Genomic DNA, 26,918 nt, shown 5'->3' on the forward strand with positions numbered 1-26,918 from the left:
TAAAATGGTTGAATGGGATTTCGGAGAGCATCCTGTTAGTAACGAGGAAATTATTGAAGTAGAAAACATTTTACAAGTAAAGTTCCCAAAGGATTATTTAGAATATGTCAAAATCTATTCTGGCGCTACCCCTTCTCCCGAAACTTTTGACCTTGAAGATAGGGAAGGAGTTGCATTCGGATACTTACATAGCTTCCATAAAGAAAGTGAGTCATATATAGTTAACGTTTCTAATCGTTATCGAGATGGTAGAATGCCAGACAAAGTAATACCGATTGCGGATGATGTGTTTGGCAATGAAATCTGTTACGATTTTCGGAAAGGACTCAGTAGTCCTTCTATTGTTTTTTGGGACCATGAAATTGCACATGAAGATCCTGATGGAGCTTTGAGTCATATATGTGATTCATTTACCGAGTTGATTAATAAACTATACGAGGAATAAACGGATAAATCCCTTCTCATAACGAGAAGGGATTCTTTTATTTTTAGTAGGGATTCAAGCTTAACTTTCGTTTTCGGGTCATAAATGCCGTCACACTTTGTCCAGTGAATAATCTAAAAAATCTAATATTTTCAACATCTGTTCTGACCATTTATACAGAGATATCTCAGCTTTAGCTTAATCGAGGAAGTAAGAGAGCATGATTTTTATATAGAGGAAGTAAATCAAACGCTACATGTGTGAAGGTTTTAAAGGGGATACATGGTTTATTCCAGTTGAATCACTTTTAGATGTTGAAACTTGTGAAAGACGAACTGATTAGGATAAACGGGGGAATTGGTAATAAAAAAGAGCCGGTATTACACCTGCTCTCTCTTTCTTACTAGACTGCTATTGACTCTAGGGAGGGTTTAGTCCTCTACACGGTGAGTTCTGTAATAATTCTCAGCAGTATAGATTCCCCAATCCCAAAAATTCGATCCCTGAGATAAAATATACCGATCTAAGAATATCTCAAAATTAAGTTGCAGTGGTTCATAATCTACAAACCTGAGGAACCATAAATAGTTTGGATCTGTGGAAATTCTGGTTTTGTCAATTAACAAATAACATCCGTCTAACAGATGTGCGACGGGAATAAACTGAGGCTTTAAAAAACCATTTTGCATATACTTTTCAATCTCTTCTAAATTAAGAATATGCAACCCCCCACCTACATTCTCGCCGTAAATCAACAAATCAAATATTCTGGCCCCGTTATGCAGTTTTAAAAAGGTTTTATAATCTTCAGGAAGTGACACTTTTATTTTCTTCTCAAAACTCTCAATCTCTAGATCTGTTGCACCTTTAGAGAAACTACATTCTGTTTCTAAAATAGCTCCTTCATCCCCTAAAATTTTCAAACGTCCTTTTTCATCAATTAATTCTTTTAGACCTTGGATCGTTTTTTTAACAAAAACTGTCATTGAGCCACCTCTTACTTACTAATATTTATCCCACCAACGATTTAATACGTTTTGGTGTATATCACGAGGAAGAGGGAACAAATTATCAAAGTTATTCTTTCCCCCATACTTTAAAGGAAGTACATGGTGAACATCTAATGCTGACCAATTCCATTTTGGATTACCGTATTTGTCGATGTACTTCTTTATATAGTTACCTCGATCCGTTGAAGTCCATTCTTCTCTTTTATCTGCAGGTACAACTGGGAAATTCGCTTTAGCTGGTACTGGCATTGTCTTTTTGCTGTGGTTATTTTTTATTTCTGGATACAGCCATCCTATTTTATTAGCAAGAGCAGGAGCCAACGTTCCAGTGGAAGTATCAGGTACTGATCCTTTCCAACCAGCTACCGTAGTATGTTGGGACATATAAAACTTTGTCTTTTTAGGATAATAGGACTTTGAATAAGATTTACCTACTTTAATATCCTTCCCTAAGAATTCTCTGCTATGGACAAAAACCCTTCCGTATTTTCCGCTATAAGTGTTGCTATCATATAAATCGTTTCTAGCTTCAATAACTATCGGCTTTTCGCCAACTATGCTTGCTATTTTAATTGTTGTTGTGATGGATTTTTTGTTGGGGTCATATATCGTTGTGTAGGACATCGAAACTAAGCTGGCTGCTTTTGGATGTGCTTTCTCATCTTTTTTCTCAACGACTGGCACATTAACGATATTGTTTTCTTCTTTAGCTGTAGGATTTTTATAAGTTATTTCATTGTGATCACTCTGGTTAGCAAGTTGTCGTGCGTTCTTAATGACAGAAGCTTGGTCATCATTTGTGCTCTTAGCCACTCCATTCTTATCTACTGTTAGAGTTTCTTTTTCCTCAATGGTTACTGGTTTTTCCAATCCAAATGAATTCTCTTGTGACGCTTTCGTTTGTGGTGAAAATCCAATAGTAGCAATCAATAGAGTTAAGACGAGCAAACAAATCGAATTCTTTAACAATTTCATACAAATCCTCCTTAATTTGTTTTCTGGTCTAATATACTATATTTTTACTTTCATTTCAATAATATGTAAATTATTTGACTGCTATTATTAGGTCTTCCCAAAAGAGAAGACCCAGTAGACCTATTTTAATAGGGATTCAAGCTTCGCTTTTGTAGCTGGTCCATAAATGCCATCAGCTTTTAATCCATTCATCAACTGGAACCGTCTGACGGCATCGGCAGTTTTCGGTCCATAATAGCTATCGATCCCAAAGTTGTTGGCTTTCTTATCCGGATAGAAATGCAACGCAGCTAACGCTGTTTGAATTTTCTCAACTGCAGCACTGTGCATTAATGGGCTTTTCACTTTAAAGATGCCAGAGGGCAGATTAAAGGATGATTTCTTTTTGCTTGAGCTTGGTTTTTTCACTGCCTTGGACGAAGTTGTTTTCTTGCTCGATGTTTTGCCGCCAAGCGCTTTTAATTCAGCATCAATTGCAGCTTTGACTTCATTCCAGCGCCCTTCTGATAAGATGCGATGCGGGCAATACTTTCCGCTCCAGTCTTGATGTTTCCGCACACGCTCAATACCCCATCCGCGTTCTTTAAGTAGCTGCGCCACAAACTTGATAGCCAACTTTTCAGCAGCGTAGTATTTAGCGCCTCCCGACTTGCTGTAGCAGATTTCAACGCCGATAGACTTACGGTTACCGGGGCCGTTTGTGCCGTCTCCTGTATGCCATGCATTGCGATTTAACGGCAATCCTTGAATAACCTCTTTGTCATCAACTGCAAAGTGGAAACTCGTTGAACTGGTATTTCCGGTCATGTAGCTGACCTCGTTAGCAGCTGATGCATCATTCGCTGTATTGTGGATGGTAATGTATTCAGCATCCAAGTAATTCGGGCATTTTAAAGCGTATTTTGCTTCTGATACAAGGTTCTTTTTCACTGCAATTGTCATGAAAATCTCTCCTATTCTTTTTTTGAAATAAAAAGAGCCGCTGGATTACCCAGCAGCTTGTTCATCTTTTTTTGTTGTTTGTTCGTTTTCTTCTTCAATTACATGAAGTCGGTCCGTAATTGCAGCCGGAATCTTTACGCCGATCTGTGCCAAGTTCTCCGTAATGGAAAGCCCCTCATTGGCGATATAAAAAAGAACGGTTCCAAATGTCAGGACGCCGTTCAGATTGAGAATTGTATCTATGATATTTGCCACAATAACCACCAAAAAGCTGAGCATCTTCCGGACATAACCGAACCAAGCGCTCCGGCTCCGCAGCTTCTTAAATTTCCAAGCCTTGGTTACGCCTGTTATGACGTCAATAATGCTCAGGACCAGTAATAAATCGAGATATTTCACACCTCCGAACAGGTAGATCCTCGCTAAATCCAACGTTTCAAAATTGATAAACACAGTCGTTTCCTCCATTTCGTTTGATCACCTCCTTAGAGGCAAAATAAAAAACCCGTCAATTTGACGAGTTTATTAATCTCTCAGTATAAGAAGGGTTATTGGTAAATAATCCATCCACTCTTAAATTAATCATTTCCATTGTTTGTTTTTTCTCATTTTCCGCATCAAAGAATACATGGATTTTTAAATCTGCAGCATGAACTTTTTCAACAATATCCTTATCGACTAATTTGGCATTGGGGCCAACTGCATAAGCATAACTCTTTATCTGCTTTAGCTTATTATTATTTAAATCCTTCACTTCATCATCACCAAGTAAACGTACAAGTGGTATCTCTTTATTAATAGAATGTATCTTCTTTAAACTCTTTTCACTAAATGATTGTAATACTACTTTGTGGGTCGCTAACAGATTGTATTTATTTAGAATGTCAATGAGTTTTTGTTCCATTACTAAGTTTCTGTTATTATCTTCTCTCGTTTCTATATAATACTTTGTTGAAAGACCAAATTCTTTTATTATCTCTTCTATTGTCAATACTTTTTGACCCTTACCTGCATTTAATTTTTTTATTTGAGACAAGGTAAGATCTTGAATTTTTCCTTTTCCGTTTGTTGTTCTCTCAACATCCTTATCATGAATCGCAACCAACTTATGATCTTTAGTCTGCCTTAAATCAATTTCAATAAAATCTGCTTTATCTTTTATGGCACGCTTATATGAGAGTAATGTATGCTCTGGTTCTAAAGCTGAAGCGCCCCTATGTGCAATTATTAATGGATGATAATCAGGTGTTTTTGAAGGTTGTCCAGAACCTTTAACAACAGAGCCTTCATATGTTGAACACCCACTTAAAATTATGGAAACTATAAAAAGTAAATAGATAATATTTTTCATAAGTTTAAATTATCATAATTAATCTGCTGTAACAATATCTTCCTGAACAATTTCTTCATACTGACTTTCGGTTATTTTGTTATACATAACAAAGACTTTAACATCATTTTTGGAATAACATCCCCAGTTATAACATGCACGAATGCTTTCATACCAGTCCATTTAAATTACTCCTTTTTGTGTAAGTGATAGGATTAAATCAGCATACATTTTGGCCTGTTGCTGAGCCATCGATTGAGTTTCAGCTAATTGGGAGATAAGTAAAGCATTTTGTTGTTTAAGTAAATCCAAATCAGAAGGTTCTCTGTTGGGCTCCAAACTTAAAATATAGTCCTCGGTTGCTGCCTCCCACCATTCATTTAATTCAGGATGAAATTGTGGCTTAAACATACCATCAGGAGGCGCAATTGTTGTACAATTTTTAGGTAGATTTACTTCTTCATCAGTACCTATTTCATCAATAATCACAGGAGTTTCAAATATATAGTCGTCATCGTATTTATAGACTTGTATCATCCTAAAAAACCTCCTTAAACCGCCTTAAAACTAAACCCTAAACTAATGAAATCGTTTGGTTTCACAGTGTTCGAACAATTTTCAACAATCACTTTTCCATCAGTATCTACAAGTAGCCTATGTGTTTGTGGAATACCTGACATGCCAACTTGTGAAGCTACTCCAACCCACTGAATTGCCCTAGCTGGTCTATACCCTACCGGTAGTACAAAAGCTGGCACCCCGAATCCAATGGTACCTTTTGCAATAGCTCCTTCTACAAATACCGTTCCAGTAATATCCTTGGCATATCGAACTTTAAACTTTGTTTGATCAGTTGCATTTGCATCAGTATAGTTAACCCAATTATTTTGTAAAGCTGGTGAGAACCATGTTAAATCGGTTAGTTTTTTTTCAAGGTTATCAGTGTATGACTTTGCATGGGCTTCAGTTTCTACTTTAGCCCATCCAGCCCATCCTTGATTTAAGTCCAAATAATTTGTGAAAACATTGTTTTTATAATCAATTGCAACAACATAACCAAATGTCCCTTTTCCATTACTATCGACTGAGGTAAAGTGAAAAAATCCCTTAGTTGATAATGTAGAAGGTGCATTTGTAGGCTTTCCTGTTGAATAAAAAGTTCCGAATGTCTTTCCAGCTTCAACAATTTTACTTAGAAAATCATCCGTGTCTCCTATGGATATTAGGACCCCGCCCACATCATTAGTAATTTTAAATAGCTGAGCCCCGTTCCACTTTGTTCGCTCTGATGCAGTTATATGAGCTGTATTATCTTTTACATGCGTATCAAACTCCGTTTTGGTTGCCTGTTTGTCATTTGTAACATTACTGAGCCCGACTTGATCTTTTGTCACTCCGTGAGGGTTGCTTTTATCACTAATGTGCTGATCAGTATATGTTTTGGCGTTTTTTTCGGCTGTATCAGCCTTGTTTTGCGCTCCTGTAGTCGTTTCCTTTGCATTCCAGTTTGAACGCTCTGTGGACGTGATATGGCGTGTTGAATCGTTATTGTGTGTGTTGAATTCTGTTTTTGTTGCTTGCTGCACGTTGTCTACGTTCCCTAAACCAACTTGCCCCTTTGTGACTTGGTTCGGGTTATCTCTACGCGCAGCAAAATCATCTGTATAAGCTTTTGCTGTTTTTAAAGCAGCAGAAATGTCATCCTGCGTTGCTCCTATCTCTTGCAATTCCTTTAGTGCATGATAGGCCGTATACTGATACCAGTTGAACCAATCCGCAGGGGGATGATCCATTGGTTTGTATCCTTCATCAATGGAGGACTGCGGGGGCCGTTGCCCGGCGTTCCCCCATTCAGGCAATTCTTTTGTAAAAGGCATAAAAATCACTCCTTAAATCGGTAAAGGGTAATCATCTTCAGGCTGAAAAATTCCGCCAAGTGTTCCCCCATCTGTCCCGTCTGTTGAAAATCCATATTGACTCGTTTCTATATAGTTAGCAGAGGACGAAAAACGAAAGGTGCCGTTTAAATCTACATAAGCCACCCGTACGCCTGCAGCTACTGTTTTTTGAACGATATTCGAAAACTGTGTTGCACTCATTCCAACTTTGCTCAAAGCCTCAATGGGTGCCTTTTTTACGATAATGGCAGCCGGTTCATCTTCATTATTTTCCTTGGTGCTGACAATGTGTATTTCACTTGGCTTGCAGTTCAGTGTTTTGGCTAAAGCTTCAATGATCCGGTTTGTGGTGCCATCTGAAACATTTCTGGCAACCTTGCCGCGAATAAGCACACGATAAATTTCATCAGTGGCACGGCCCCGATCCTGCGACACGTTGTCACCAAGTAGATCCAGAGCCTTACCTTTTGCCGAATCAATATCACGCCAGTTCTCAGCTGTGGTCAGCGCGCTTTTAAGTGCTGTCAGCTGTTCATCGACAATTAAAAAAAGCTTACCGATATTGCTCTTTTCATCTTTCAAAAAGGCATCGGTCAGCTTTCCTATTAAGTCTTTAATCATATGAGATTCACCACGATTTCATCAAAATGTACCTGGGCAACCTCTTTAGGTTCAATTTCAATGTTTGACTGTGAAAGGTTTGTCGCATCTTTCCCCATCCTGATTGTTACATCAGAGACACCATCTACTTGATATACCGCGTTGAACAACTGCGACAATATAATATCATCGCCCATTTGTGAGCCGGTATAGTAAGAGCCGTTTGCATCAATTCCCCCGATTTTATAAACGAGGTTGTTTTTGATCTGACTTACTCCATCAATAGGGAAAGAAGCATTTGTTTTTAAATCCAGCTGCAGATATATTTTGACTTCCCTTGCAAAATCAAATTTGAAGGCATGGTCAAGTCCGCTGGCGTCAGTTATGGTGACAACTTGCTCCCCGACCGTTTCAATTCCTGCAGCAACACTGTCAAACAGTGCTTGCGCAACATCATCTTTTGTACCGCCCAGAACATAAGCATGAATGCTTTTTGGTGGGTTGCCGTCCGCATCGGTCTGCATGGTATTGTTGGCAACAATATTCGCCGATCTGACGCCTGACACGTTTAGCAGGGCTGAAATAATACCTCCGTTTGTAGATGCTGAACTGCCCTCAACTGATTTCTTTATTCGTGCCCGGAATTCCGAATCTGTTTCCTCGTCGGCACCGCCTGCCGATGGTTCCGGATTTGTAACTGAATACACGCCCTCTGAGGGCTCTGCCTGCACGGTAATGGTATTTGCCGCAACATTGTTTATAACGCCCTTAGAAAGCGAGACAGCCGTCCCTGAGCCTGTCCCATTAGTCTCAATTACAACATCTTCAATCAATTCAAAATAGATGCCTGATTCCGTAGTAAACTGAGTTTGTTCTTCAATTACGATGCCGGGTTCTCCAGTAAAGGACAGAGTCACAACTGACTCCGCAGCTGGCTCCCGCGTGATACCTGAGTTGCTGCCAAGACGATCGAGCTGCACGCCCTCAGACTTACTGACAAAGCCGCTGTTATAAACCCTTTCTGCAATATCCCAAAAGCCGGCCAGAAACCAAGCGAAGATACGAATAATAATTCCTAATGGCGTTTTACTGGATGTGTTTACATCCTCCCCGAATTGTTCCCGAGCCCGGTCCTCCATACTATCAACAAGCTCGGAATAGGTTTGCCGTTGAAAGCCCGTTTCATCAAGCAAGATCAACACCCCCTATCTCAATTGTTTCTTCATCCTCTTTTGTCATTTTCACATGCACTGCAAGACTGCGAGACTCTTTATCCATTAAAAAGTTCACCGATTCCACACTGGCAATACGCTCTTCTTGAGAAATGGCATTTATAATGTCATATTGCGCCTCTTCTTGATCAAACTGCTTTCTTAAAATGTTGCTGCGATCAAGGCCGACATGTTCATCAAGCTCAAACTCTCCTAAACTTGTTCTAAGGATCATTTCTACTGATTGAGCCAGCTCAGCATCACCCTCAACCATTTGTAACTCACCATTTTCAAAACAAAGATCCCCGTCTTTAAGCTTGAGAGTTTTCATCCTTCCCACACTCCTATAACAACTGGATCGTTTATACTGTGTGTGCGTCTCGAATCCGGATCAAAGGTTTTATTGCCGTCCAGGTTATCCAGTGAACGTTCAGCAAATGAAACAAACACGCAGGACCCTACTTTAATATCAGCTTCGACGTGTTTCAAAACAGGCGCATGTTCGATTAAAGGGTATTCATGTAGATACTCACCATCATTGGTTTGAAACAGCAATTTCAGATCGGCAGTGTGTTTATCAGCATTGTAATTTACAACCCGTGCTGGAGCCGTTGTATGGATTGATTGTTTTATCCGCTGTTCGAATCCGTCAAAGAACTTTGTCGCTTTACTCATTAAATCACCCTACATTCTGTGAAAAAGTCTTTACCGTCAAAGGAATGAGAGCCATCTTTCACACGATATTTCCCTTTCGCTGTCTTGCTGTTTATTTCTATGATTGAAGCAACTGCGATACGATGCTGTAAAAGGCATTTCACCTTATACCCTTTGAGATCATCTTCCTCAAATTGTTCTGGCGTTTCCACCAGTCCTGTTGCTTCTTCGAGCTTGAAACGTTCGTCATCTCCTTGACTGAGTGGCCGAATAACAGGACGGCCGCGCCGATAATACATGACTGCCCCAGCATCATGAATGACCTCTTCAAGATTGTTTTCAATCAATCCGGTGACACGATAGCCTTTTTTATAAACTTTATTTTTTGGCAGAATGATATTTTTCACTTTAATACCAAGCACACGCAGAAGCTTATCGACAATTTGCCTTGAGGTTGTGCCAGCCTTGAACGTGATTTTCATGTATCTCTTACGGTATCTGACCTCTGTTCGAGTGCCATAATTTCGGACCGTTTTATATGTCCGGCCGTTCTTGTCTTTTTTATAAGTCACCACAGGCTTTGCGAGCTTGTACCGCTTTTTCACGTAATATTTTTCAGCAGGATCAGCGTTTTCAGTGGTTACTTTCATATGGGTGTAATCATCGCCATCTTTTGAATAGATGGCCGTTACCTTATTCAAACCGTCCCAATTATTCAGCACCTTGGTAACTTTACCGATAGTTAAAACACCGTAATCGTCTTTATAACCAGCTTGAACAGTGATAGTGCTGCCTTTTTTAATTTTGCTGATTGAATCTTTGCTTAGGTTGTATATTGCAACCTTTGTTTCATTCGGTTTGAAGTCATCATCAAACGGTACCTCAAAATGAATCTCTAAGTCCTTATAATCGAAAGTGGTTTGTGAACTGCCGTTATCTATCGTGACCTTAACGACGCGCCCAAACAGCATTTTATTCGTCGCCATCGTCTTCGCCCTCCGCATCGTCCGAGACATCATCAATATAAAGAAACACGGTTTGCATAAAATTCTCGTATGTAACCCGTGTTTCTGTATTCGATTCATCCATAGGGATTAAGGAGGGTGCCGGCAGCTTCTCGTTTACAATGTCTTCCCACAAAGGGACGTTCAAAATCAATTTTTCACCCAGCACGATTGGTTCCATGTCCTGATCGTATAAATCAAGTGAGAAACTATCGTCTGTCTGGTTGTAATTGATACGCAAAATGAACGTGTCATCTGCTAAATCAAATTCAAACTGCTGTGGTATGTCCTCTTTGTCAAAAGGAATGTAATCTCTCGATGCCATGCCTTTCCCTCCTTCATCTGATCCTCATTTTGACCCCTATCGGAATTCTTCGATCCGGCCAGGGATTCAACCGACGCAAAGCATTTACAGTGGTGCCGTATTTACGAGCGCATCCCCAGTAAGTGTCACCCTTCTTGACCTTGTGGTATCGCTTGCTGGATTTTTTTGTTTTCTTCTTGCTGGCTTTCTTCTTTTTCCCGGCTGTTTTCACTTTCTTTTTGACCCACGGGCTTTTTGCAATACGGATTTCTTGCAACTCAATTGAAATAGCAAAACCGTTTGTGTAATCGCCTGTGTCGCGATCTATCTTTGTGATGATCACATTTTTAGCAACCTTACGCCCGGTATAAGTCAAAAGAGTGCCGGCATAAGCCTGCTTTTTCAGATATTCATAATCACTATTTGCTGTTTTGCCTAATAAATAGCCAGAGACTGTTGTCGTCTCTGGCTTTCTTTGTACATGGTCCGTGATCGGAACCCCTTTTTCAACGGGATATGAAGTGACCTCCACATCCGCGCCATCAGATTCCTTTTCGTTTACGAGATTAATCTTTCCGAGCTTCGCCAATTAATAAGCCCCCTCTGGTGGATAAAGCGACTTCAGCATGTCGAAAACTTCGTCAAATGTTTCAGTTACAGCCTTTTTCACCTTTGTTTCTGCCCCTTCACTGCCGCCCTCAACTTTTACGTTGATCGACGGGTTAAAAGTGATATTGACAGATGAACTGTTTGAGCTTGTAGCAGCCTTTTCTGGTGTGTAACTAGTATCCGCGCCAAGCTCCCGACCGAGTGCAGCATACATTCCGAGTGATTGGTTTCTGTATCGTGGCTCAGTTGTGATGACATACTCCCTAAAGCCGTTTTCACCAAGCGCAGCGACTTGTGGGCTGTTAATGACTCCACCTGTCGCATAACCTCTATACGGCCCACCATGAGCCATAGAAACGAGCCCAGGGTGTTTTAAAATACCGCCGTATCTGCTGTTCAAATAGTTGATAGCAGCAAGGATCTGGTCAACTGGATTTTTAATATTTCCGTGGCCCGGTTCCTTGTGAGCGTTGAATGTGCTTGGAATGAACTGCATAAGCCCTTGAGACGGGTGCCCGGCTTTCCAGTTTGAATCCCATCTGTTCACAACATTAGGATTTCCGCCTGATTCTTTCATGGCAATGGTTTCAAGTGCGCCAGCATATTCAGAGCCAAGGCCCTTGATTGATAGCGCTTGAGCTACCCACTTTTTGACGGCTTTTGAGCCGCCACCTGAAAAGCTTTCAGCGTAACTGGACATTTTGCCTTTAACAAAACCAACGGCTTTATCTTTAACAAAATTAAAAGCTCCTTTTGCAAGATCGCCGAACGATCCGGACATAGAAGGAGCTTTAACACCCATATTTTCCAAGACCTTCGTTAACAGTTTGGATGGATGGCCGACATAATCAAATACATCAAGGGCTATGTCTTTGGCTTTTTTCACCACATGTTTTGCTCCATCTATTGCTGATGTAGCCTTGTCTTTGACCCAACCCAAAGCACCTGAGATACCTCCACCAACATTGCCACTACCGTATGCAGGGAGAGCCGATAAAGCAGCCCTTGTTTGTTTTGCGGATAACACCTCAGTGCCTTTCGGAAGGTTCATCAGTGTATCTGTTGCAGGGCTAAGCCCTACGTGTCCTGAAGGTGTCCGATACATTTCAGGTCCAGCGTTTGCCCCTTTACCGTCTCCCAGTATCGCTGAGCCTCCCGGATGTCCGCCGGTTCCGTGCGCATATTTAGGTACTTCCCATTTAGGGATATGCTTATCTTTCAAACCGATCTTATCAAGGACCCAGTTCACTCCGCCGATTACACCATTTACGCCTTTTCCGAGTGCTCCGGCAAGTTTGTTCGCTAAGCTAGTCACACCAGACACAGCCTTATGAGCCATGTTCTTAATTCCATCACCGATTTTACCCGGAAGTTTCTTGGCCCCTTCGACTAAATCATTGAAACGATCCATAACTTTTTGACGTAAATCAAGCGCCAATAACGCGACTTTATTTTTTATATAAAGCCATCTATCAGTGATTGCTGAACCCATATTACTTACAAGCTTTTTCACCATGCCGACAGCACTAGAAAAAATTTGCTTCACTCCGTCCCACATCATGCGGAAATTCCCAGTGAATAAGCCTTTGAAAACCTTCACTATTCCCATAATAATGCCGATTGCACCCTGTATTATCGCAATGATATTTTTAAGTGCAACTTGAATTATTGAGAGCACAACCGGGAACACAGCAGTCACGATATTTAGGATGAAACGGATCGCCGGAATGACCACAGTTGTAATGATATTCGCCAGAAATTGCAAAAGAGAAACAACAATCGGAAGTACCGCTTGTATAATTTGCATGATCTGCGGGAATACCTGCTGCACAACTTGAATCAAAATAGGAAGTGCTGCTTGCGCCAACTGTAAAATGATTGTTGCCGCTACAGTAAGCAATTGAGCCACGATTGGAAGAACAGCCATGATGACCTGTTTAATAATCGGGAACACTTGCTGCACCGCTGATAAAATTAACGGCAGCACTTGAACCGCTATTTGCCCGATGGATGAACCTAATAGCTGAATCAATTGCAAAACAATCGGAAGAGCTTGTTGAACAATGCTCAGGATCAACGGGAACGCAAGCTGAATCATCTGGACCAAAATCGGTAAGGCATTTTGCACAATTGAAACCAGGATTCCTGAGAAACTGCCTATCAATTGAATAATGATTGGCAACACTGCATTAATTACGCTCAGAATGACTGGGAAAATCGTCTGGAAGCCTTGAACAAGTAACGGCAGGATGCTGCTTGCTATTTGCAAGACACTTGTCCATAAAGTACCCGACAACTGCATCCAAGCTGAAAGCAATTGCTGAATCAGTGGCATGATTTGCGGACCGATTGTCTGGAACGTTTGCGAGATAGCTGCAGCAAACAAAACAAGCGTGCCGCCTATTTGAACGAAAGCCTGCTGAAGTTGTCCGGCCAGCTGCTGAAACTGTGGCGTCAATTGCGTAACCAATTGCCCGAAAGACTGTTGAAGCGTGTTGATGATTGGCTGCAATGCCTGAAAAACAGTCGTTAGAACAGATTGTACCGATGTCCATGCCGTCTTTAAGGCCTGGCTTACATTTTGGTTTGTTTGTTGCATGCGATACAAGGCGCCAGCAACACTCAAAATAGCACCGACAGCCACACCGATTGGCCCTGACACTCCGAGGAATGCAAGTCCGATCGCCGCGACAAACGGAGCAACAAGAGAAACCATTCCTTTAAAGCTGGATAGACCGACTTTCAACTGCTCCATGAATCCTTTTACGATGCCGTTTAGACCGTCTGACAGACCTTTTCCGAAGAAATCAGAGACTGTCTTTCCGGCATTATGAATGAAGCCTGACACGGTTTTCACAGCCGTTTTATAGGCCGACTCAATTCCAGCCACTAACTGTGGATGTGATTCACCGAGACGATCCCATAATTTCAAGGATTCAGCCTGCATTTTATGAATCGCTGTGATCGCCACGTTTTGTGCGTCCTTGAATCCTTTCATGAATGCAGGCTTTAACCCCTCAGCCTCTTTGATCATCGTATGGAATGTACCGACAACCGCCGATTTCCCCATGTCAGCAAAGCGTTTCATCGCGTCTGTTGCTGGCTTGAACCTCTCCTGCAGCTTATCGAAATTCTTGTACAGCAAATAAATGCCGGTTACAAGGAGAACGATGGCCCCCGCTACGACATACACCGTGCCTGACATAGCAGCCAGCCCGGTTACAACTGGACCAATGAACATCCACAAACTGCTGAGAGCTCCGAGGAACCCATTAACTAACCCTACCCCTATCGCTAGTGGCGATAAAAGTAGTGTTAAAACAGGGATGAGAAGCATAAATCCTTGGATCATTTTCGAGAGTACAGGGTGCGCCTCATTAAACTGAATGATCAGCTTCGCAACGGCCGTAATGTCCTTGTATATCGCCATCGCAAACGCCGCAAACACTTCGATTGCTGGCTGAATGGCTTTCAGTAGTGTACTGCACATCTCTTCCCATGCTTTTGAATAGCCGGGAACTGTTTGTGTTGCCGCTTTATGAAGCCCTTGGAACATGAAAAAGTTTGTAAAAGCCGCGCCCAGTGCCACCATTTGAAAACGCATATAACCCTGAGTGATCATCATTGTCATATCGTTTAGCTCTTTCATGTTGGCAGTAGGCCCGAGCATTTTTAGAGCCAAATGCGCAGCAGTACCCTGCTTCGCCATGTTCTCAAGCGTATTCGATACGGCAAGGCCCGCTTTATTGACTTGATATAACGGGTTTCCCATTCGGTCATAGTTCGCCGCGATCTTCTCAGATTGAGTGGACCGAGCCATCAATGTCCCTACAGTCTGCAGCATGCTCATGCGCATCATTTTGTTGTTTTTCATCATGTTGTCTGTTACTTGCTTGTGAGCACGTCCCAGCCTGTACACTTCATCCATAAACTGCTGATTGGTACCGGACCAGCTGTCCATCTGGTTCCCTAACTGAAAGAAACCGTACTGGGCTCTGATCATTTCATTCCGGAAACCGTTCATACCGTATCTTTCTTCATTCCAAGCTCGACGCATTTCATTGAGCATTTGTATCGTATCGGCTTCCAGTCCACGAGTTGAGCCGCGCAAGAAGTCCATTTCCCGACTATACTGCCGGATTCCCCTATAATCTGGGGCCGGGACAGACACTGCAGCCACGTTATTCTGAACGCTTTGAGTGTTCTGCTGTGTAACGTTTGCTGCAGGCGTACCAATACGGCTCATATCAACGTTATTCAAATTCTGCCTGAGTTGATCAATTGACTCATTGGCATTTGTTATAGAAGTCTGATCAACATTGATATTGACATCAGACGGCAGGCTTTGAATAAGTCTGCTTGTCTCTTGTACCTGGGTATTCAGCTGGCTCAAACGGGATGTAACTAAGTCGATTTGAGGCCCTAGCCGTTCAATCGTCTGGCTGGCGGTTTGCAATGACGAGTTGTCCAGTATCATACTCATATGGATGTCTCTAAAATTCCGCTGTTGCCTTTGAACCTGAGCCATCCGTGTACGCATCTGTGAAAAACTGCCGCCGGCATCGCCGACATGATCAACGAGTCTATCTATTTGCTGATTTGCTCTTTCTATAGGGGAGGTATCAACGTTCAATTCAACGTCAATATGCGTACTTCTTAATGCTTCTGACAACGTTCATACCCCCTCATTTCCTTTTGTTCCTCTTGTTTTCTTGCTCAATGTGGATGTCTAGTGCTGCGTTTGCTTCCATCAGCGTGTCGAGATCCATCGCCGCGACCTCTGAGAAGGAGAACTTCTCAGACATCACGAGCCGATACATAGGCCAGTTGTCACTCGCCTTCTTTTTGTAATACTGCCTTGGTTTGGGTTTCGTCGATAAGAAAGGATTGAACCTCTCTCATTAATTCCATGAATCCTTCGTGTTCATCGAAATATTCATAGTTTACTTTCGGATCAACAACAACTTCTTTCATGTACAAATCATATAAATCTGCTGAGGTAGGCTTTCCTGTATTTAGGTTGACTGCTTCATCCTGTAATTCAACCATGCGTCTTGTTCCTGGGTGTTGAAGAGTGTACTCAGTTCCTTGGATAGTTACTTTCTTTTGTTTACCGAATTTTGACATAGGTTTTCCCTCCGCTTGTTTAGTTTGCATATATTGAAAAGCAGCCCTATTGGACTGCTTTCGCGCGTTTGATTTCTTCTTTTTTGCCATAGCTTAATTACTGTTCCAATACTGTATAGTCAAAGACTTGAATCTCGAACTCACGATCTCCAATCTCGTCACTGAATTCTGCATCAGCAGGCTTTTTGACCATCGCTTCTGTGCCGCCGATTTTTTCCTGTCCGCCCGTAACCCAGATAGGGAAACGCTGGGCCGTGTTTGCCATTTTATTCAGGTATGGTACAAATGGCGATCCCATGGAAAGAGTCAGTGTAATTGTTCCGAGTGGGTTGTTTTTCGTTGCAACACTGACATCACCCTTGGCGCTGACTTTAGTCGAGAACTTTTCTTCGTCTTTTGCACAAGAAACCATTGTGCCCTCGGAATAACCGGTTACGATTTTCCCGTCAATGTTCGTGTTGACTTCGTTTGCATCATAAACGTACATGCTTTATATCCTCCTTAAATTGAGATTTCACCAGTAATTTCAGCAGAATGAACCGCGCCAGCCAGTTCAAAAGTAAATGACAGGCCGTCGTATACACGATTTTTTCTGTTTTCATCTGTGATTTGATCACGGGTTTTAGTGCTGATTGAATACACCGGCTGTCCGTCTGCATCTTCGGCAACAATGCCATTTGCAAAGGCTGTTTGCAGAACATTTGTGACCTGTACACTCAGCAATGAAAAACCAGCATTCGAGAACGGGATTTTGCCGTTGTTTGAGAATGCAGATTGAATTGAGGTTTCAATATTCAATTTCACCCAATCTTTGCCGTGCAGCACGTCGATATATTCCCCGGATGCAGTAATGCCCTCGGATGTCTCGTTGTGGCCCGCTTTGGTTACATAAGCAATAGCCCCTTCTGTATGCAGCTTTTTCAACTCGTCTGCCTTAATATCTTGAGGCGTGATACCTACGATATTTTTAAACTTCCAAGTTACTGATCCCACCGTATGAGAAGCAACCGAACCAACAAGCCCGGCATCTGGATGCTCGTCATTTAATGGGTGATAGAAAACGATTGTGCGGTCCTTACCTTTGTAAGAAGCAACTTCTTCCCGGTCAGTTACCTGTAAAACTACAAATTTATATGATTTCTCTTCCATCGCTTTTGCCGCTTCCATTCGTTCGTCTGCTGTAGCATCAGCAAGGATCAAGAAGTGCCAGTCCTTGTCGAAATACTCGTCAAACGCATTACGAATGGTGAATGTTGCTTGTGTAGTCGCTCCTTCTTCTGGCGTTTCTGTGCTGCCGCCGCCATAGGTACCAATGGCAACCTTTGACGGTGCATTGTCGCCCTGGGCAAAGATAGCCGCAGCCTTTTTATATGCTGCTGTGGTTTCCGCATAGTCTGCCTTAATAGCTTCTAATGAGCCATATTCTTTATATGTGTTGTGGCCGTCTACCTTTGCGAGAATCAGAGGTGTTCCCAATCCTTTAAGGCTGGACGGTTTCACTAAGTCAATTTTGACTGTAACGTCACTAAGTGGCATATGAATTACCCTCCTGTATTTTCAATTAGTACAGAGTCGAAAACCTCTGCATTTGCTTCTCCATGAGTGACACGCGTTCTAAAGCGCGTATCAAAGCCGTGACGGCGTTCTGTGTCAATCGTGATAAATGTATCTCGATTACCGAAACCGTCGTTCCTGACCCACGCCAGCCCATTATCATGAAGCTTTTGACGTGCTTCAGCTGTTTTGAAGTACGCCGCTGTTTGTTGGGCAAGGGAAATGGCCTCAATATGGCTGTTTGAAACCCATGTAAAAGAGAAAACAAGCTCGATGTCTTCCGTTAACACTCCCTGTTCTTCAATGCCTCTATGTTGGGGCAAATACGGGGACGTCACGGTATATGTGCAAAAAGGATAGACAGGTTGTTTCCCTGTACCATTTGCAACGATTACGACATGGCCTGTTTTCTCTCTAATCAGTCCCAAGACTGTTTGTATTATGCTGTTGTAGTCCATCTGAATTGATCACCGCCTTTAAGATATAGCTGTTGAAATCGGCATACGTCCCATAAGGCGTCATCGCTTCAACATCAAAGGTGGCACCATCAAAAATCACCTGAGCTTTCAGAGGAATTTCATTCTTGATAAATAGCTGCCTGTCCATAGATGTAAGCCGGCCGCCAGATTGATAGATCAGTTGTGACTGTAAAGGTACTATTGCCCCTCTTTCATCTGACTTCGTCGGTTTCGGTGGCACCCATTCGCCGAGATCATCATATGAACCCTCTTCAGATGGAATAAGCAATGTAAAATCAACGCTGTACCGCTTAATCAGATCAGAAAATATGAAATGATTCCCCATCAGCTTTCAACCTCATAATCCATAGAGCCAATCATTTCCCCGGTATCAACCAATGGATTTGAAGAGCCTTTCTCTTCGGTTGTAAATGGATGGTTTGCCGGGTTCCGCAAGTCTCGGGCATACACTTGAAGCCGCCCTTTCGCAAGCAGGCCGACTGTTTCCATAATGTCATTCATCGAATCGCCATTCTCTAACGCTCTATTGACCAGATCCTCTACCTTTTGAACGATCTCTTCCTCGTTCTCGTCCCATCCAGCACGGATGAAAGAACGCTCCGGAATGTTGATATATTGAGTTTCTTTCTTGAGGTACAGCCCTTTTGCAGCAAGATAATTCCGCATGCGATCAGTTACAGCAATACGGCAGCCGAATTCGTGAACAGCCGCGATCATTTGCCGCTCACTGTCCAGGATTCCGACTTTCACCTTACCGACGGAACCGAGGTTTCTTATGACTTCTGGAATACGGTTGCTATCTCGTACCCGAATGTTTCTACGTGCCATTTGATCACCTCAGTGATTTAAAACGAATTTTTTTGTATGGCCGAAAAAAATCAAGTGCTGGTTTATACCTTACGTCATCCGCCGTGTATGTCTTGCTCATTCCGCCAATTGATTCAGACTGAACACCTTTCGGGCTGTCCCGATCAATTTCAATCATGAGAGCAATTCCTTTCTTCACTGGGCCTGGTAGTGATTCAACCCCATCTGGACCGACAAAAGAGTTATTGCACTCCTCCTTAACGAAAGAAATCGCGTCTTCAAGGTCTATTTGTAACTTTGCATCCTGCGAGGTGTCATCAGCCGGAATCCCTAGCCTGACTTTTAATTCTGCCAAGTCCATTTCTCTCATTCCTTTCAAAGAACCGGTTCATATGTCGCAAAGCATCGGCAATTAATATCATTTGATGGATCACCGCTTTGCCCCGGCGCTTCTGTTGTTACATGAACACCATTTTTATTAATGCCAAGATCAAACAACTGATTGACCATGCGTTCCTGCCCTTCTAAATGGACATGATCCGCATGTTTTGTCTCACGTACTCTTTCATCCCCAACGTTGTGCCAGGTCTTTTTCATGTTGATGCCCCGTGACTGAGCTTTTTTAGCAGCGTCAAGCGTTGCTTTTTCCCTTGTGCGATGCATTTCCGTATTGGCTATGCGCTTTGATCGGTTGTAACTCAGGCCGACATCAGTCTGGAGCTCCTTCGCAACCTGAGCAAAGCGCTTTCGCTCAATAAAACCGCGTTCGATTGTCTTGTTAATCTGCTGTATTGTCTTTTTACGGTCTGTTTCAATGGCTTTGTCCATTTGTTTACTACTAATAGCCTGCCGAACGTCTCCGGGAGCCCATTCAGCAGGCAAATTTGCCTGATTTGGTGTTTCTTTTGGCTTCGCAAGTTTTATCCCTAACGCAGCCAGAACGCCAAGGATCAGCCAGCTGTATGATGATTCGTAGGTTTCTTCAAGAAATTCTATAATCATAGCTTTGACCTTTGCTGACAGATCACTAATCAACGATGTGATTTCCCGCTTTATACGGTTTAGATCACCGTGTCTATTAGCGTCAGCAAGTGTGGGCTCTTCGGTTTGATCAAGTTTGACGGATAACGCCGTCAGCTTTGACAGCACATCTTTTGAAGCACGCTGAAAAAGCCGCTTGAGTTTCCGTAAGAATTCCTTGGTTTTACGGTTCAACGGCTTCAAAAGCTCTTTTTCAGTTTGTTCTTTATCCACCGCTTCCCCTCCTACTCTTCGGCTTCGGCTTCTGCTTCTTTGCCTACAGGTTTTTTACTGTTCTTCTCGGCTTTTTTAATGGGAGACTGCACTTTTTTAAATTTATCTTCCTTCAAAAGCTTATTGCCGTGCTCTTCACCCACAAACCAAGTAGAATCAGTTTCAGTATTTTGAATCCACATAAAAAAATCCCTCCTTATTTCGGACGGGCTGCACTCAGAACGGCCAGCGCTTCCGGTCTAGTTACCTTTGCACCATACAGATGAAGTCCTTTAACTGCATCAGCAAAACGTTTTTCAGGACGGTAAGCTTCAACTTGAGCCGCTTGATCCGCATAAGACCATGCAATATTATGACCAGCAATAATCTTATGATTTTCTGTTCCGCCTTCCGGAGTAGATACAGGGGCGTTATTTGACTTTAGAATTAAGAATCCTGCAGCTTGTCCTACTACACCGTTCAGCAAACGATCTTCAGAAGACATGTTGCCAGCTTTAACAAAACGATCATCTTTCAGCATTAAACCTTCATACCATGGTGGAACAACAGCCCATCGCCCTTGTTCCGGGACATCCGCCTCATCCAGTTTCACTGACAAATCGACAAGATACTCGTAAGCATCATTCTTTGTTGGCGAAACAACATTTGTGTCACTCCCGATCGTATGGGCTGCGTTTACATATTGAGAAGCAATAAATGAATCAGCTTTGTTTTTAAGCGCATATGCCGCCTCTTTCATAGCTTCATCCATTAATTTAGGGTTTTGCTGAATCTTGTCCACATCATCAATTTGGAAGTTAAAATACTTCATTTCAGTAATGACAAGATTGCGTGATTGATCATCCAATGTTTGTGGACTATCCATATCAGCATTTTTTGTGTAATCTCCCACACTTACTCGACCGATGTTGTTAATTGTTACTGAATCACCAAGGTTCTTGATTTCACCTTCATAATCTCTATTGATTACGCCCGGCTGCCCATAAACCAGGTTCTTTTGTAGGTTATAAAGTAGCCTTGCACTCCAAAGTGTAGGAATAAAATTGTTTAGTGCCATGTTTTTTCATCCTCCTATTTTCCTTTGTAATACTCCTGAATTCGATCCCAGTTTTTATTGATTTCATCAGGTGTCATTTTTTCAATTGTCTCATGTGTTAACGGAGTTGGGGCGCCGCCTGAAGGTGGTGGTGTTGATCCCCCTTGCTTGAATTGTTCATTTACGATGTTTTGCTGAAAAGTTTTGAACGCTTCAGAGAGCACACCGAGATTTTGTTCAGTTGCCGCTTCGTCTTGTCCAATAAAGAAGTCCACCAAGTTTGTTGGCAATCCTTTTTCAGTAGCAATTGACAAAGCTTTATTCCTCAGCGTTTCTCGCTCTTTCTCCTGCTCTAAGCTTTGAAACTTGTCTTGTAGCTCACGCAATTGTCTTTGCTCTTCTGTTTCGGGTGGGAACCTTTTTGCAATCTCTTCTTCTAGTTTCTTCGGCAGGGTCTTTGATTCATAAGTCTTAATAGCATCTGTAACCCTGCTGTCTGAAAATGATTGCAGCCATTTTTTCCCCTGTTCGTTGTTTTCAACAAAATTACGAACAACATCTAATGTGATTTCACCGCCGCCAGGTTGAGCTGTAGGTGACGGATTGTTTCCTGCGTCACTGGCATCTTGGTTTTCTGCTGGATTGGCAGTAGAACCCTCTTCTCCGCCTTCAGCGAAAAACTGCATATTTTTTAAGTGAAGTGGTAATCTTTCATTACCAAAAAACTTCAATGACTGTACATTTAATCGTTTCATTCTATATAGCCTCCTTGCCCTTATCAGTTGCCTCAGCCCCTAATAAGTACAAAAAAAATATTTCGGTTGCTCTTTAACGCCTACAACGCGAAAAAAAGGCATAAAAAAAGCCCCTCAAGAAGTGAGATGCTGTATTTTATATATTTTATTTTTCTAATCCGTAATCTTCGTGTTGTTCCTGTTCTTCAATATAGTTTCCCTCAAGATCATAGGCATCTCGTTCCGCTGCCATTCTTTCAAGCTCAAAACGCACATCATCAACGAAGGATAATAGAGCCAGTCGTGTTTCTTCACTCACTTGCCCTTTGAGTTGCGCAGACGCTTGAGCCTCTTCAAGAATATTTACAGGTAGGTTTCTTTTGAATTGAAACCACAGTTTCAAATACCCATCTTTGTCCGCAAGGATCTTTTTGTCCCATGCTGAGCAAAGAATTTTATACTGATACCTGAATGCTGCTGTCATTTTGCGTTCCATTGTAATTGCTTTATGCTCTAAGGCCATAAGTTTGTAACGCATAGCAACACCCGTTATAGTTCCACCAAATGAGCCATCTGAGAAATTGACCGTCTTTGCGAAACGGAGAATGTTTTCTTCCAACCGGTTCAAATGATTTTCAATCATAGTATCGTTGATTTCCTTGGTTAGAAATTTCACATCGCCATTTTCGTCAAATACTTCAAAAACACCGCTTTTTTTCAGATTCTCCATATCTTCCTCATCCAGTGAAGCCCCTTTTACAATTAGATAAGCAAGACGAAACTGCTCAATCTCGTTAGAAGCATCAGAAAGAGTTCGATCATATGCATCAATTAGAGAAATAACCTTTTCTGTGTCGCCTTTCAATTCTTTGTTATTAGGCACACCAAACAAAGGGCAGCCGGCAAACATGTGCGGTTTTCGTTCGATTAATTGATAAAGCTCTTTATCAGACGATTTGAAAGAATAAATGTACGTAGCATCATAGAAATCGGCACGATATGATGTTACTTTGGTTTCTCCGGACCACTCAAACACTTGATAATAGCGCAAACCAAATGTCGGCTCTGTAATGTCGTCAGAAGCAAGAATAATAGCTTCCCAGGGATCAACATTGCGTAGCCGCTCATTACCTTCTTCGTCAACATAAAGCAACCGGGCACCGTATCCACATATAGAAGCTGTTTTCCCTAGTTCTGAATCAGAATCCTCAATGTTATTTCTAGTATTGAATGTACTGACCATTTTCTTGAGAGCTTCATCTTCGGTTTCATAGGTGATTGGGTGACCAAACATATACCCTGTTTTTGTATCTATGATTTCAGAATCGAATGAGTTGTTCAGCTTATTATTCACTTTGTCATCGATCCGTTTCACAGCTTCATTACCGATACCATCATAGTCAATTAACTTTCTTGTAAGAATAGGAACACCAGATGGATCAGCCTTATATCTTGCATATAACTTGATCATTTTGTCCCTAGTGGGTCGATGCTCCTCAATCATCAGCTTAATGATATTTCCGCTGATTCCATTCTGCTGAATAAGATTTATGAATTCTTTCATGACTTCACCTCCTACAATCGCACGCGCTTTTTGATTGGCTCCATGCTATAACGGAGCGCATCAATGAAATGGTTATATTCATCGACAGGCTTATTGATAAGCTTGCCGTCTTTGTTTTTGTCCCACACATAGTTACTAAATTCCATTGCGGCATTCGAACATTTCGGATGAATAAAGATGGTGAACTGCTGCAGGAACTGGATGCCTGCTTTAATGCTATCAGGCCCCTTCTCAGCTGGCTTGATCTTCTTTAAGCCGTATTTACGTAGCTCTGCAATACTTTTTTGCTCAGCTGAATCAGCAATGATTAATTCTTTTCTGTAACCCATATCAGTGATGGTTTCTGCTATCTCGTTATTTAAGAGCCCGGGCTTATACATTTCATCGAAAATATAAAGCTCACGGTTTTTAATATCCACCAACGAACAAGCCAGGGCAGAAGGATCTGTTGTAAATCCGAAGTCCAAACCGAAAGCCGATTTGATCCCTTCACGCTTGGCTATTTCAAAACGATCAAAGGCGAATTCACGCCAGTTCGTAAAGATGGCACCTTCAGCAATCCCCCATTCGCCTAATCCTTCAATTTTGTAACGCCGGAGATTGTTCTTTTTCATCCAGTCAAATAGCTGTCGGTCATCATCACCTAAAAATTCATTGCACTTGTAATTTGTAGTAAGAGCCAGAATATTGTTGTCTTGGACATCAAAAAAACGCCGCTTCAACCAGTGCTTTTCATTCCAGGGGTTAAATGACAGCGTTATTTGCTTAAAATATCCGGGTGGCAATTCACCCCGAATACTCATATCAACTTTGTTAAAATCGTCTTCGTTTAATATCTGATATGTTTCCTCGAACCAAGCCCAGCAGAGATAACCCACATCAACTGTAATTGACGTTACACTCATTGGATCATCCAAACCACGAAACAAAATCTTTTGTCCTGTCGGCTTATATCGAATCTCCAACGGACTTTTAGTCCATTCCCATAGGTGTTCAACTCTAAGGCGTCTAATAGCCCATTTAAGCTGCGCATAAGTTGAATCTTTATGATCTTTGAAGACCTTCCTCACAACAAGCGTATTTGCTTGAGGAAATTGCATCATGCGGTAAATAATGTTCAATGCAGTTGTGGTGGATTTTTTAGAACCGCGGCCGCCCTTTACCACTCGATAACGACCTTCATAACTCCAGAAGGTTTTATAACCGCCGCCCACAATCTCTTTTAAACTGACGCGTACAGTGTTAATCATCTAAATCATTCACAATCTCAACTTTTATATCAGCGCCACCATTTTTAACAACTGCTCTTGTTTTCTCGATATTCAAGCGCATTTGCTCCAATTTAAAGCGCCGTTCGTCTTCTTCATGCGCCAGCTGGTCAAACTGCTTAATCAAGCCTCTTAGCTCTCCCATTGCCCGAGATTGAGCATTCAAGAAGGTTGCATGACGATCCCAAGCGAATTGAAATTCATACTCTTCCTCTTCAATTTCGCTGACCTCAGATATGAGGGACCTTTTCTTTTTCAGCTCTTTGATCATTTCTTCCTTATCAGAAACGAACATAATTCGCTGCGCCCGGAGAATAGCCGCATACTGAATCTGAATCTGATCCCATATCATATCGGCAGGCGAACGCTCCTGAATCTCTTCCATAATTTCAAGCGTTTCTTCTGGCAGGAATTTAGAGAAAAAGCCGTGAGTCACAGCGTTTTGATTGCCAGCTGGAGCCGCACCGCCTTTGTTTCCTATTGCATTTTTGTTGCCGGGCTGTCCGCCTTTTTTTGTGTGCACCCTTTTTTCAATGGGTGCACCCTTTTTTCTTTCCCAACCATGCCGCTGCTTCCACGATTTAATAGTGTTCACTGACACTCCGTATTTTTCGGCAAGGTCCTTGTATTTCATGCCTTTGACGTAATCCTTATACGCCTGAATGTGCTTTTCAGCCATCTACATCCACCGCCGCCCCCTTCTGATTCGTGTTTGTTTCGAAATAAAAAAACGCCTTTCACTTTAAAAGTGAAGGCGTATAAGGATTAATTAATCACATTCCCCTTTACTAAGGGAATAACCTGACCCCATTGGGGGGATTGGACCACCACAATCTATGACAAGATAGTTAAAACATGCCGCTGCTGCAGTGGCTCTGTTTAATGATGAATAACTCCTTCTTTCCTTTACCTCTCCGTCTTCACAATGTGTTGTGCAACAGAACTTAGGTCTGCCCATTAACTCTACGTTATCACTTTTCTCTGCAAGAGTATTTAAAGTATTTACAATTTCTTTAAATGTATCCATTTCGAGAACAACATTGTTATTTTCATCAATATAAAATTCTAAATTGTTATTATTTAATTCCACGTTAGCACCTCCTTTTCTTGTAGTACTCTCTCCAATACCTGTTAGAATATACTTTGCAAATAAGACATAAAAGTATATTCCCTCTAAACCACCACCGTGCTCAAGCCGTTAACCGCCAATTGTCTATCCTGAGACTTACCGGAAGCAGTTTACAGGGAACAAAAAAAGCACCCCGCAGGATGCTCTTATTATTTAATCCAATCTTTAATCTCTTTAATGGTCTTATAGGCCTTAGACCATGTTCCATTCTCTTTCAAGTAGTTTTCACCTTTCTCTGTCAGTTCAGGTCCTAATTTGTATAAATGAGGTCTATCATCTGAATAATGGACCCCAATGATATACCCTTCGCGTTTTAAAAAGTTCACAGCATCATCAAATTGATCTTCAGTAACTCCAATATCGTTTTCTGACAAAGGGGTATTACCTTCAAAAATTTCTTTTAAGATTGCATACCTTAATTTATCCTTATTCATATTTTCTCCTTTCAGTCTTTAGATCTGTCTTTCACTTTTCTCTCTTTGACTTGTTCAAATATTTTCATAATAGAAATTGCTTGATTTCTATGTTTTCTTTCTACTGCAATTATCCAAACAATAGCAGCAATTGTACCAGCAGCAAAAGCTAAAGCTCCCCAATGTTTTTCATAAAAATTAAAGAACATGGTGAGATATGCTGCAAATAAAGGGATAAAGGCTGGAACATATTTTGAATGATCATGGATAATATCTATATGAGAAAATCTCGATATAGCAAATTCTAAACATTCAATATCCAACTTATAAAGAAGAGATTGGAACCTTTTGTATTCTTCCTTATCATGACCAATTCGAGTTTTTTCAAGAAAGAAAGCAAGTAGCTCCTTTTTGTGATAAGTATAAATCGCATTTTCCAGTTCTTCTAAGTCCTCATTATTCTTCTCTTCGATATTCTTCTCTTCAATATTTCGCTTTTTAATATTCTTCTTTTTATTATTTTTCTGTTTTTTCATTTTACAATTCACTCCCATTTTTAATATCGGGAATGAAAAGTTATCGATTAACAATT

The 26,918-nt window shown here is 41.6% G+C and carries 34 protein-coding genes; 1 reads left to right on the plus strand and 33 read right to left on the minus strand.

The genetic code is table 11. From position 1 onward, the window contains the following. The first annotated feature begins 4 nt into the window (after window positions 1-4). Window positions 5-445 carry an SMI1/KNR4 family protein gene (locus NZD81_RS09300; RefSeq protein ID WP_289860226.1) on the plus strand — a complete coding sequence of 147 codons (441 nt, stop codon included), beginning with the start codon at window positions 5-7 and terminating at the stop codon, window positions 443-445. Between the two features lie 410 nt (window positions 446-855). Here the strand turns inward: NZD81_RS09300 and NZD81_RS09305 are convergent, their stop codons facing one another. The 33 genes from NZD81_RS09305 to NZD81_RS09465 all read right to left on the minus strand — a co-directional run bounded on the left by NZD81_RS09305 (window position 856) and on the right by NZD81_RS09465 (window position 26,862). Further along, window positions 856-1,410: an SMI1/KNR4 family protein gene (locus NZD81_RS09305; protein WP_289860228.1), complete on the minus strand. Its 555-nt coding sequence runs from the start codon at window positions 1,408-1,410 to the stop codon at window positions 856-858. A gap of 18 nt (window positions 1,411-1,428) precedes the next feature. Further along, window positions 1,429-2,409 (minus strand): HNH endonuclease signature motif containing protein, encoded by a 981-nt coding sequence (locus tag NZD81_RS09310; protein ID WP_289860230.1) that lies wholly within the window; start codon window positions 2,407-2,409, stop codon window positions 1,429-1,431. A gap of 120 nt (window positions 2,410-2,529) precedes the next feature. After that, complete coding sequence (locus tag NZD81_RS09315) at window positions 2,530-3,351, minus strand: peptidoglycan recognition protein family protein (RefSeq protein ID WP_289860232.1); 822 nt, start codon at window positions 3,349-3,351, stop codon at window positions 2,530-2,532. A gap of 45 nt (window positions 3,352-3,396) precedes the next feature. Further along, a complete protein-coding gene (locus tag NZD81_RS09320) occupies window positions 3,397-3,819 on the minus strand; it encodes a phage holin family protein (protein ID WP_289860234.1) in 423 nt (140 codons plus the stop codon). 40 nt (window positions 3,820-3,859) lie between these two features. Next, window positions 3,860-4,702 (minus strand): glycerophosphodiester phosphodiesterase, encoded by an 843-nt coding sequence (locus tag NZD81_RS09325; protein ID WP_289860236.1) that lies wholly within the window; start codon window positions 4,700-4,702, stop codon window positions 3,860-3,862. A gap of 18 nt (window positions 4,703-4,720) precedes the next feature. After that, window positions 4,721-4,864, minus strand: a complete 144-nt coding sequence (locus tag NZD81_RS09330) for an XkdX family protein (protein ID WP_256766819.1) — start codon at window positions 4,862-4,864, stop codon at window positions 4,721-4,723. Further along, window positions 4,865-5,218, minus strand: coding sequence for a hypothetical protein (locus tag NZD81_RS09335; RefSeq protein WP_256766818.1), 354 nt, complete (start codon window positions 5,216-5,218; stop codon window positions 4,865-4,867). 14 nt (window positions 5,219-5,232) lie between these two features. Then, window positions 5,233-6,558, minus strand: coding sequence for a hypothetical protein (locus NZD81_RS09340; RefSeq protein WP_289860241.1), 1,326 nt, complete (start codon window positions 6,556-6,558; stop codon window positions 5,233-5,235). A 12-nt stretch (window positions 6,559-6,570) separates the two neighbouring features. Then, complete coding sequence (locus NZD81_RS09345; protein WP_289860242.1) at window positions 6,571-7,200, minus strand: hypothetical protein; 630 nt, start codon at window positions 7,198-7,200, stop codon at window positions 6,571-6,573. Then, a complete protein-coding gene (locus NZD81_RS09350) occupies window positions 7,197-8,381 on the minus strand; it encodes a baseplate J/gp47 family protein (RefSeq protein ID WP_289860244.1) in 1,185 nt (394 codons plus the stop codon). Before NZD81_RS09350 ends, NZD81_RS09345 begins: the two co-directional genes overlap by 4 nt. Beyond that, complete coding sequence (locus NZD81_RS09355; RefSeq protein WP_015715403.1) at window positions 8,365-8,721, minus strand: contractile injection system sheath initiator; 357 nt, start codon at window positions 8,719-8,721, stop codon at window positions 8,365-8,367. The genes NZD81_RS09350 and NZD81_RS09355 overlap by 17 nt, the downstream gene beginning before the upstream one ends. Next, window positions 8,718-9,065 (minus strand): Gp138 family membrane-puncturing spike protein, encoded by a 348-nt coding sequence (locus NZD81_RS09360; RefSeq protein WP_015715402.1) that lies wholly within the window; start codon window positions 9,063-9,065, stop codon window positions 8,718-8,720. The genes NZD81_RS09355 and NZD81_RS09360 overlap by 4 nt, the downstream gene beginning before the upstream one ends. Beyond that, on the minus strand, window positions 9,065-10,030 hold the full coding sequence (locus tag NZD81_RS09365; protein WP_289860248.1) for a phage protein: 966 nt from the start codon (window positions 10,028-10,030) through the stop codon (window positions 9,065-9,067). The genes NZD81_RS09360 and NZD81_RS09365 overlap by 1 nt, the downstream gene beginning before the upstream one ends. Further along, window positions 10,017-10,373 (minus strand): phage baseplate plug family protein, encoded by a 357-nt coding sequence (locus NZD81_RS09370; protein ID WP_032722280.1) that lies wholly within the window; start codon window positions 10,371-10,373, stop codon window positions 10,017-10,019. The genes NZD81_RS09365 and NZD81_RS09370 overlap by 14 nt, the downstream gene beginning before the upstream one ends. Before the next feature lie 13 nt (window positions 10,374-10,386). Continuing rightward, complete coding sequence (locus tag NZD81_RS09375) at window positions 10,387-10,941, minus strand: LysM peptidoglycan-binding domain-containing protein (RefSeq protein WP_289860252.1); 555 nt, start codon at window positions 10,939-10,941, stop codon at window positions 10,387-10,389. Then, on the minus strand, window positions 10,942-15,633 hold the full coding sequence (locus NZD81_RS09380) for a transglycosylase SLT domain-containing protein (RefSeq protein WP_289860254.1): 4,692 nt from the start codon (window positions 15,631-15,633) through the stop codon (window positions 10,942-10,944). 158 nt (window positions 15,634-15,791) lie between these two features. Continuing rightward, entirely contained in the window at window positions 15,792-16,088 is a 297-nt protein-coding gene (locus NZD81_RS09385; RefSeq protein ID WP_041351423.1) for a hypothetical protein, read from the minus strand. Window positions 16,089-16,185: 97 nt separating this feature from the next. After that, on the minus strand, window positions 16,186-16,575 hold the full coding sequence (locus tag NZD81_RS09390; protein WP_041339434.1) for a phage structural protein: 390 nt from the start codon (window positions 16,573-16,575) through the stop codon (window positions 16,186-16,188). A 14-nt stretch (window positions 16,576-16,589) separates the two neighbouring features. After that, window positions 16,590-17,624, minus strand: coding sequence for a DUF3383 family protein (locus tag NZD81_RS09395; protein WP_289860261.1), 1,035 nt, complete (start codon window positions 17,622-17,624; stop codon window positions 16,590-16,592). Window positions 17,625-17,629: 5 nt separating this feature from the next. Beyond that, window positions 17,630-18,100: a phage neck terminator protein gene (locus NZD81_RS09400; RefSeq protein WP_289860263.1), complete on the minus strand. Its 471-nt coding sequence runs from the start codon at window positions 18,098-18,100 to the stop codon at window positions 17,630-17,632. Next, window positions 18,057-18,446 (minus strand): hypothetical protein, encoded by a 390-nt coding sequence (locus NZD81_RS09405; RefSeq protein ID WP_041906578.1) that lies wholly within the window; start codon window positions 18,444-18,446, stop codon window positions 18,057-18,059. The genes NZD81_RS09400 and NZD81_RS09405 overlap by 44 nt, the downstream gene beginning before the upstream one ends. After that, window positions 18,446-18,949: a hypothetical protein gene (locus NZD81_RS09410; protein ID WP_114168507.1), complete on the minus strand. Its 504-nt coding sequence runs from the start codon at window positions 18,947-18,949 to the stop codon at window positions 18,446-18,448. Before NZD81_RS09410 ends, NZD81_RS09405 begins: the two co-directional genes overlap by 1 nt. Before the next feature lie 4 nt (window positions 18,950-18,953). Then, on the minus strand, window positions 18,954-19,289 hold the full coding sequence (locus tag NZD81_RS09415) for a phage head-tail connector protein (RefSeq protein WP_289860265.1): 336 nt from the start codon (window positions 19,287-19,289) through the stop codon (window positions 18,954-18,956). A 14-nt stretch (window positions 19,290-19,303) separates the two neighbouring features. Then, complete coding sequence (locus NZD81_RS09420; protein ID WP_289860267.1) at window positions 19,304-20,182, minus strand: phage minor head protein; 879 nt, start codon at window positions 20,180-20,182, stop codon at window positions 19,304-19,306. 11 nt (window positions 20,183-20,193) lie between these two features. Continuing rightward, a complete protein-coding gene (locus tag NZD81_RS09425) occupies window positions 20,194-20,364 on the minus strand; it encodes a hypothetical protein (protein WP_289860269.1) in 171 nt (56 codons plus the stop codon). Window positions 20,365-20,378: 14 nt separating this feature from the next. Beyond that, window positions 20,379-21,239 carry a phage major capsid protein gene (locus tag NZD81_RS09430; protein ID WP_289860271.1) on the minus strand — a complete coding sequence of 287 codons (861 nt, stop codon included), beginning with the start codon at window positions 21,237-21,239 and terminating at the stop codon, window positions 20,379-20,381. A gap of 14 nt (window positions 21,240-21,253) precedes the next feature. Beyond that, window positions 21,254-21,973, minus strand: a complete 720-nt coding sequence (locus tag NZD81_RS09435) for a DUF4355 domain-containing protein (RefSeq protein WP_289860272.1) — start codon at window positions 21,971-21,973, stop codon at window positions 21,254-21,256. A 145-nt stretch (window positions 21,974-22,118) separates the two neighbouring features. Further along, complete coding sequence (locus tag NZD81_RS09440) at window positions 22,119-23,516, minus strand: phage portal protein (protein WP_268487441.1); 1,398 nt, start codon at window positions 23,514-23,516, stop codon at window positions 22,119-22,121. Window positions 23,517-23,527: 11 nt separating this feature from the next. After that, window positions 23,528-24,766, minus strand: coding sequence for a PBSX family phage terminase large subunit (locus NZD81_RS09445; RefSeq protein WP_289860277.1), 1,239 nt, complete (start codon window positions 24,764-24,766; stop codon window positions 23,528-23,530). Further along, window positions 24,759-25,463, minus strand: coding sequence for a phage terminase small subunit (gene terS / locus NZD81_RS09450; RefSeq protein ID WP_289860279.1), 705 nt, complete (start codon window positions 25,461-25,463; stop codon window positions 24,759-24,761). Before terS ends, NZD81_RS09445 begins: the two co-directional genes overlap by 8 nt. 90 nt (window positions 25,464-25,553) lie before the next feature. Next, window positions 25,554-25,874, minus strand: coding sequence for a hypothetical protein (locus NZD81_RS09455; RefSeq protein WP_289860282.1), 321 nt, complete (start codon window positions 25,872-25,874; stop codon window positions 25,554-25,556). Window positions 25,875-26,062: 188 nt separating this feature from the next. Then, window positions 26,063-26,347: a YjcQ family protein gene (locus NZD81_RS09460; RefSeq protein WP_003245536.1), complete on the minus strand. Its 285-nt coding sequence runs from the start codon at window positions 26,345-26,347 to the stop codon at window positions 26,063-26,065. 11 nt (window positions 26,348-26,358) lie between these two features. Next, window positions 26,359-26,862 carry a hypothetical protein gene (locus NZD81_RS09465; protein ID WP_289860284.1) on the minus strand — a complete coding sequence of 168 codons (504 nt, stop codon included), beginning with the start codon at window positions 26,860-26,862 and terminating at the stop codon, window positions 26,359-26,361. Window positions 26,863-26,918 lie beyond the last annotated feature (56 nt).

The organism is Bacillus sp. B.PNR1 (genome assembly GCF_030386235.1).
Taxonomy (GTDB): Bacteria; Bacillota; Bacilli; order Bacillales; family Bacillaceae; genus Bacillus; species Bacillus stercoris.

What these genes read in the sequence shown, in the direction of transcription:
- NZD81_RS09300 (WP_289860226.1), top strand. Translation starts at nt 5, where the DNA reads ATGGTTGAATGGGATTTCGGAGAGCATCCTGTTAGTAACGAGGAAATT.
- NZD81_RS09305 (WP_289860228.1), bottom strand. Translation starts at nt 1,410, where the DNA reads ATGACAGTTTTTGTTAAAAAAACGATCCAAGGTCTAAAAGAATTAATT.
- NZD81_RS09310 (WP_289860230.1), bottom strand. Translation starts at nt 2,409, where the DNA reads ATGAAATTGTTAAAGAATTCGATTTGTTTGCTCGTCTTAACTCTATTG.
- NZD81_RS09315 (WP_289860232.1), bottom strand. Translation starts at nt 3,351, where the DNA reads ATGACAATTGCAGTGAAAAAGAACCTTGTATCAGAAGCAAAATACGCT.
- NZD81_RS09320 (WP_289860234.1), bottom strand. Translation starts at nt 3,819, where the DNA reads ATGGAGGAAACGACTGTGTTTATCAATTTTGAAACGTTGGATTTAGCG.
- NZD81_RS09325 (WP_289860236.1), bottom strand. Translation starts at nt 4,702, where the DNA reads ATGAAAAATATTATCTATTTACTTTTTATAGTTTCCATAATTTTAAGT.
- NZD81_RS09330 (WP_256766819.1), bottom strand. Translation starts at nt 4,864, where the DNA reads ATGGACTGGTATGAAAGCATTCGTGCATGTTATAACTGGGGATGTTAT.
- NZD81_RS09335 (WP_256766818.1), bottom strand. Translation starts at nt 5,218, where the DNA reads ATGATACAAGTCTATAAATACGATGACGACTATATATTTGAAACTCCT.
- NZD81_RS09340 (WP_289860241.1), bottom strand. Translation starts at nt 6,558, where the DNA reads ATGCCTTTTACAAAAGAATTGCCTGAATGGGGGAACGCCGGGCAACGG.
- NZD81_RS09345 (WP_289860242.1), bottom strand. Translation starts at nt 7,200, where the DNA reads ATGATTAAAGACTTAATAGGAAAGCTGACCGATGCCTTTTTGAAAGAT.
- NZD81_RS09355 (WP_015715403.1), bottom strand. Translation starts at nt 8,721, where the DNA reads ATGAAAACTCTCAAGCTTAAAGACGGGGATCTTTGTTTTGAAAATGGT.
- NZD81_RS09360 (WP_015715402.1), bottom strand. Translation starts at nt 9,065, where the DNA reads ATGAGTAAAGCGACAAAGTTCTTTGACGGATTCGAACAGCGGATAAAA.
- NZD81_RS09365 (WP_289860248.1), bottom strand. Translation starts at nt 10,030, where the DNA reads ATGGCGACGAATAAAATGCTGTTTGGGCGCGTCGTTAAGGTCACGATA.
- NZD81_RS09370 (WP_032722280.1), bottom strand. Translation starts at nt 10,373, where the DNA reads ATGGCATCGAGAGATTACATTCCTTTTGACAAAGAGGACATACCACAG.
- NZD81_RS09385 (WP_041351423.1), bottom strand. Translation starts at nt 16,088, where the DNA reads ATGTCAAAATTCGGTAAACAAAAGAAAGTAACTATCCAAGGAACTGAG.
- NZD81_RS09390 (WP_041339434.1), bottom strand. Translation starts at nt 16,575, where the DNA reads ATGTACGTTTATGATGCAAACGAAGTCAACACGAACATTGACGGGAAA.
- NZD81_RS09395 (WP_289860261.1), bottom strand. Translation starts at nt 17,624, where the DNA reads ATGCCACTTAGTGACGTTACAGTCAAAATTGACTTAGTGAAACCGTCC.
- NZD81_RS09400 (WP_289860263.1), bottom strand. Translation starts at nt 18,100, where the DNA reads ATGGACTACAACAGCATAATACAAACAGTCTTGGGACTGATTAGAGAG.
- NZD81_RS09405 (WP_041906578.1), bottom strand. Translation starts at nt 18,446, where the DNA reads ATGGGGAATCATTTCATATTTTCTGATCTGATTAAGCGGTACAGCGTT.
- NZD81_RS09410 (WP_114168507.1), bottom strand. Translation starts at nt 18,949, where the DNA reads ATGGCACGTAGAAACATTCGGGTACGAGATAGCAACCGTATTCCAGAA.
- NZD81_RS09415 (WP_289860265.1), bottom strand. Translation starts at nt 19,289, where the DNA reads ATGGACTTGGCAGAATTAAAAGTCAGGCTAGGGATTCCGGCTGATGAC.
- NZD81_RS09425 (WP_289860269.1), bottom strand. Translation starts at nt 20,364, where the DNA reads ATGTGGATTCAAAATACTGAAACTGATTCTACTTGGTTTGTGGGTGAA.
- NZD81_RS09430 (WP_289860271.1), bottom strand. Translation starts at nt 21,239, where the DNA reads ATGGCACTAAACAATTTTATTCCTACACTTTGGAGTGCAAGGCTACTT.
- NZD81_RS09435 (WP_289860272.1), bottom strand. Translation starts at nt 21,973, where the DNA reads ATGAAACGATTAAATGTACAGTCATTGAAGTTTTTTGGTAATGAAAGA.
- NZD81_RS09440 (WP_268487441.1), bottom strand. Translation starts at nt 23,516, where the DNA reads ATGAAAGAATTCATAAATCTTATTCAGCAGAATGGAATCAGCGGAAAT.
- NZD81_RS09445 (WP_289860277.1), bottom strand. Translation starts at nt 24,766, where the DNA reads ATGATTAACACTGTACGCGTCAGTTTAAAAGAGATTGTGGGCGGCGGT.
- terS (WP_289860279.1), bottom strand. Translation starts at nt 25,463, where the DNA reads ATGGCTGAAAAGCACATTCAGGCGTATAAGGATTACGTCAAAGGCATG.
- NZD81_RS09460 (WP_003245536.1), bottom strand. Translation starts at nt 26,347, where the DNA reads ATGAATAAGGATAAATTAAGGTATGCAATCTTAAAAGAAATTTTTGAA.
- NZD81_RS09465 (WP_289860284.1), bottom strand. Translation starts at nt 26,862, where the DNA reads ATGAAAAAACAGAAAAATAATAAAAAGAAGAATATTAAAAAGCGAAAT.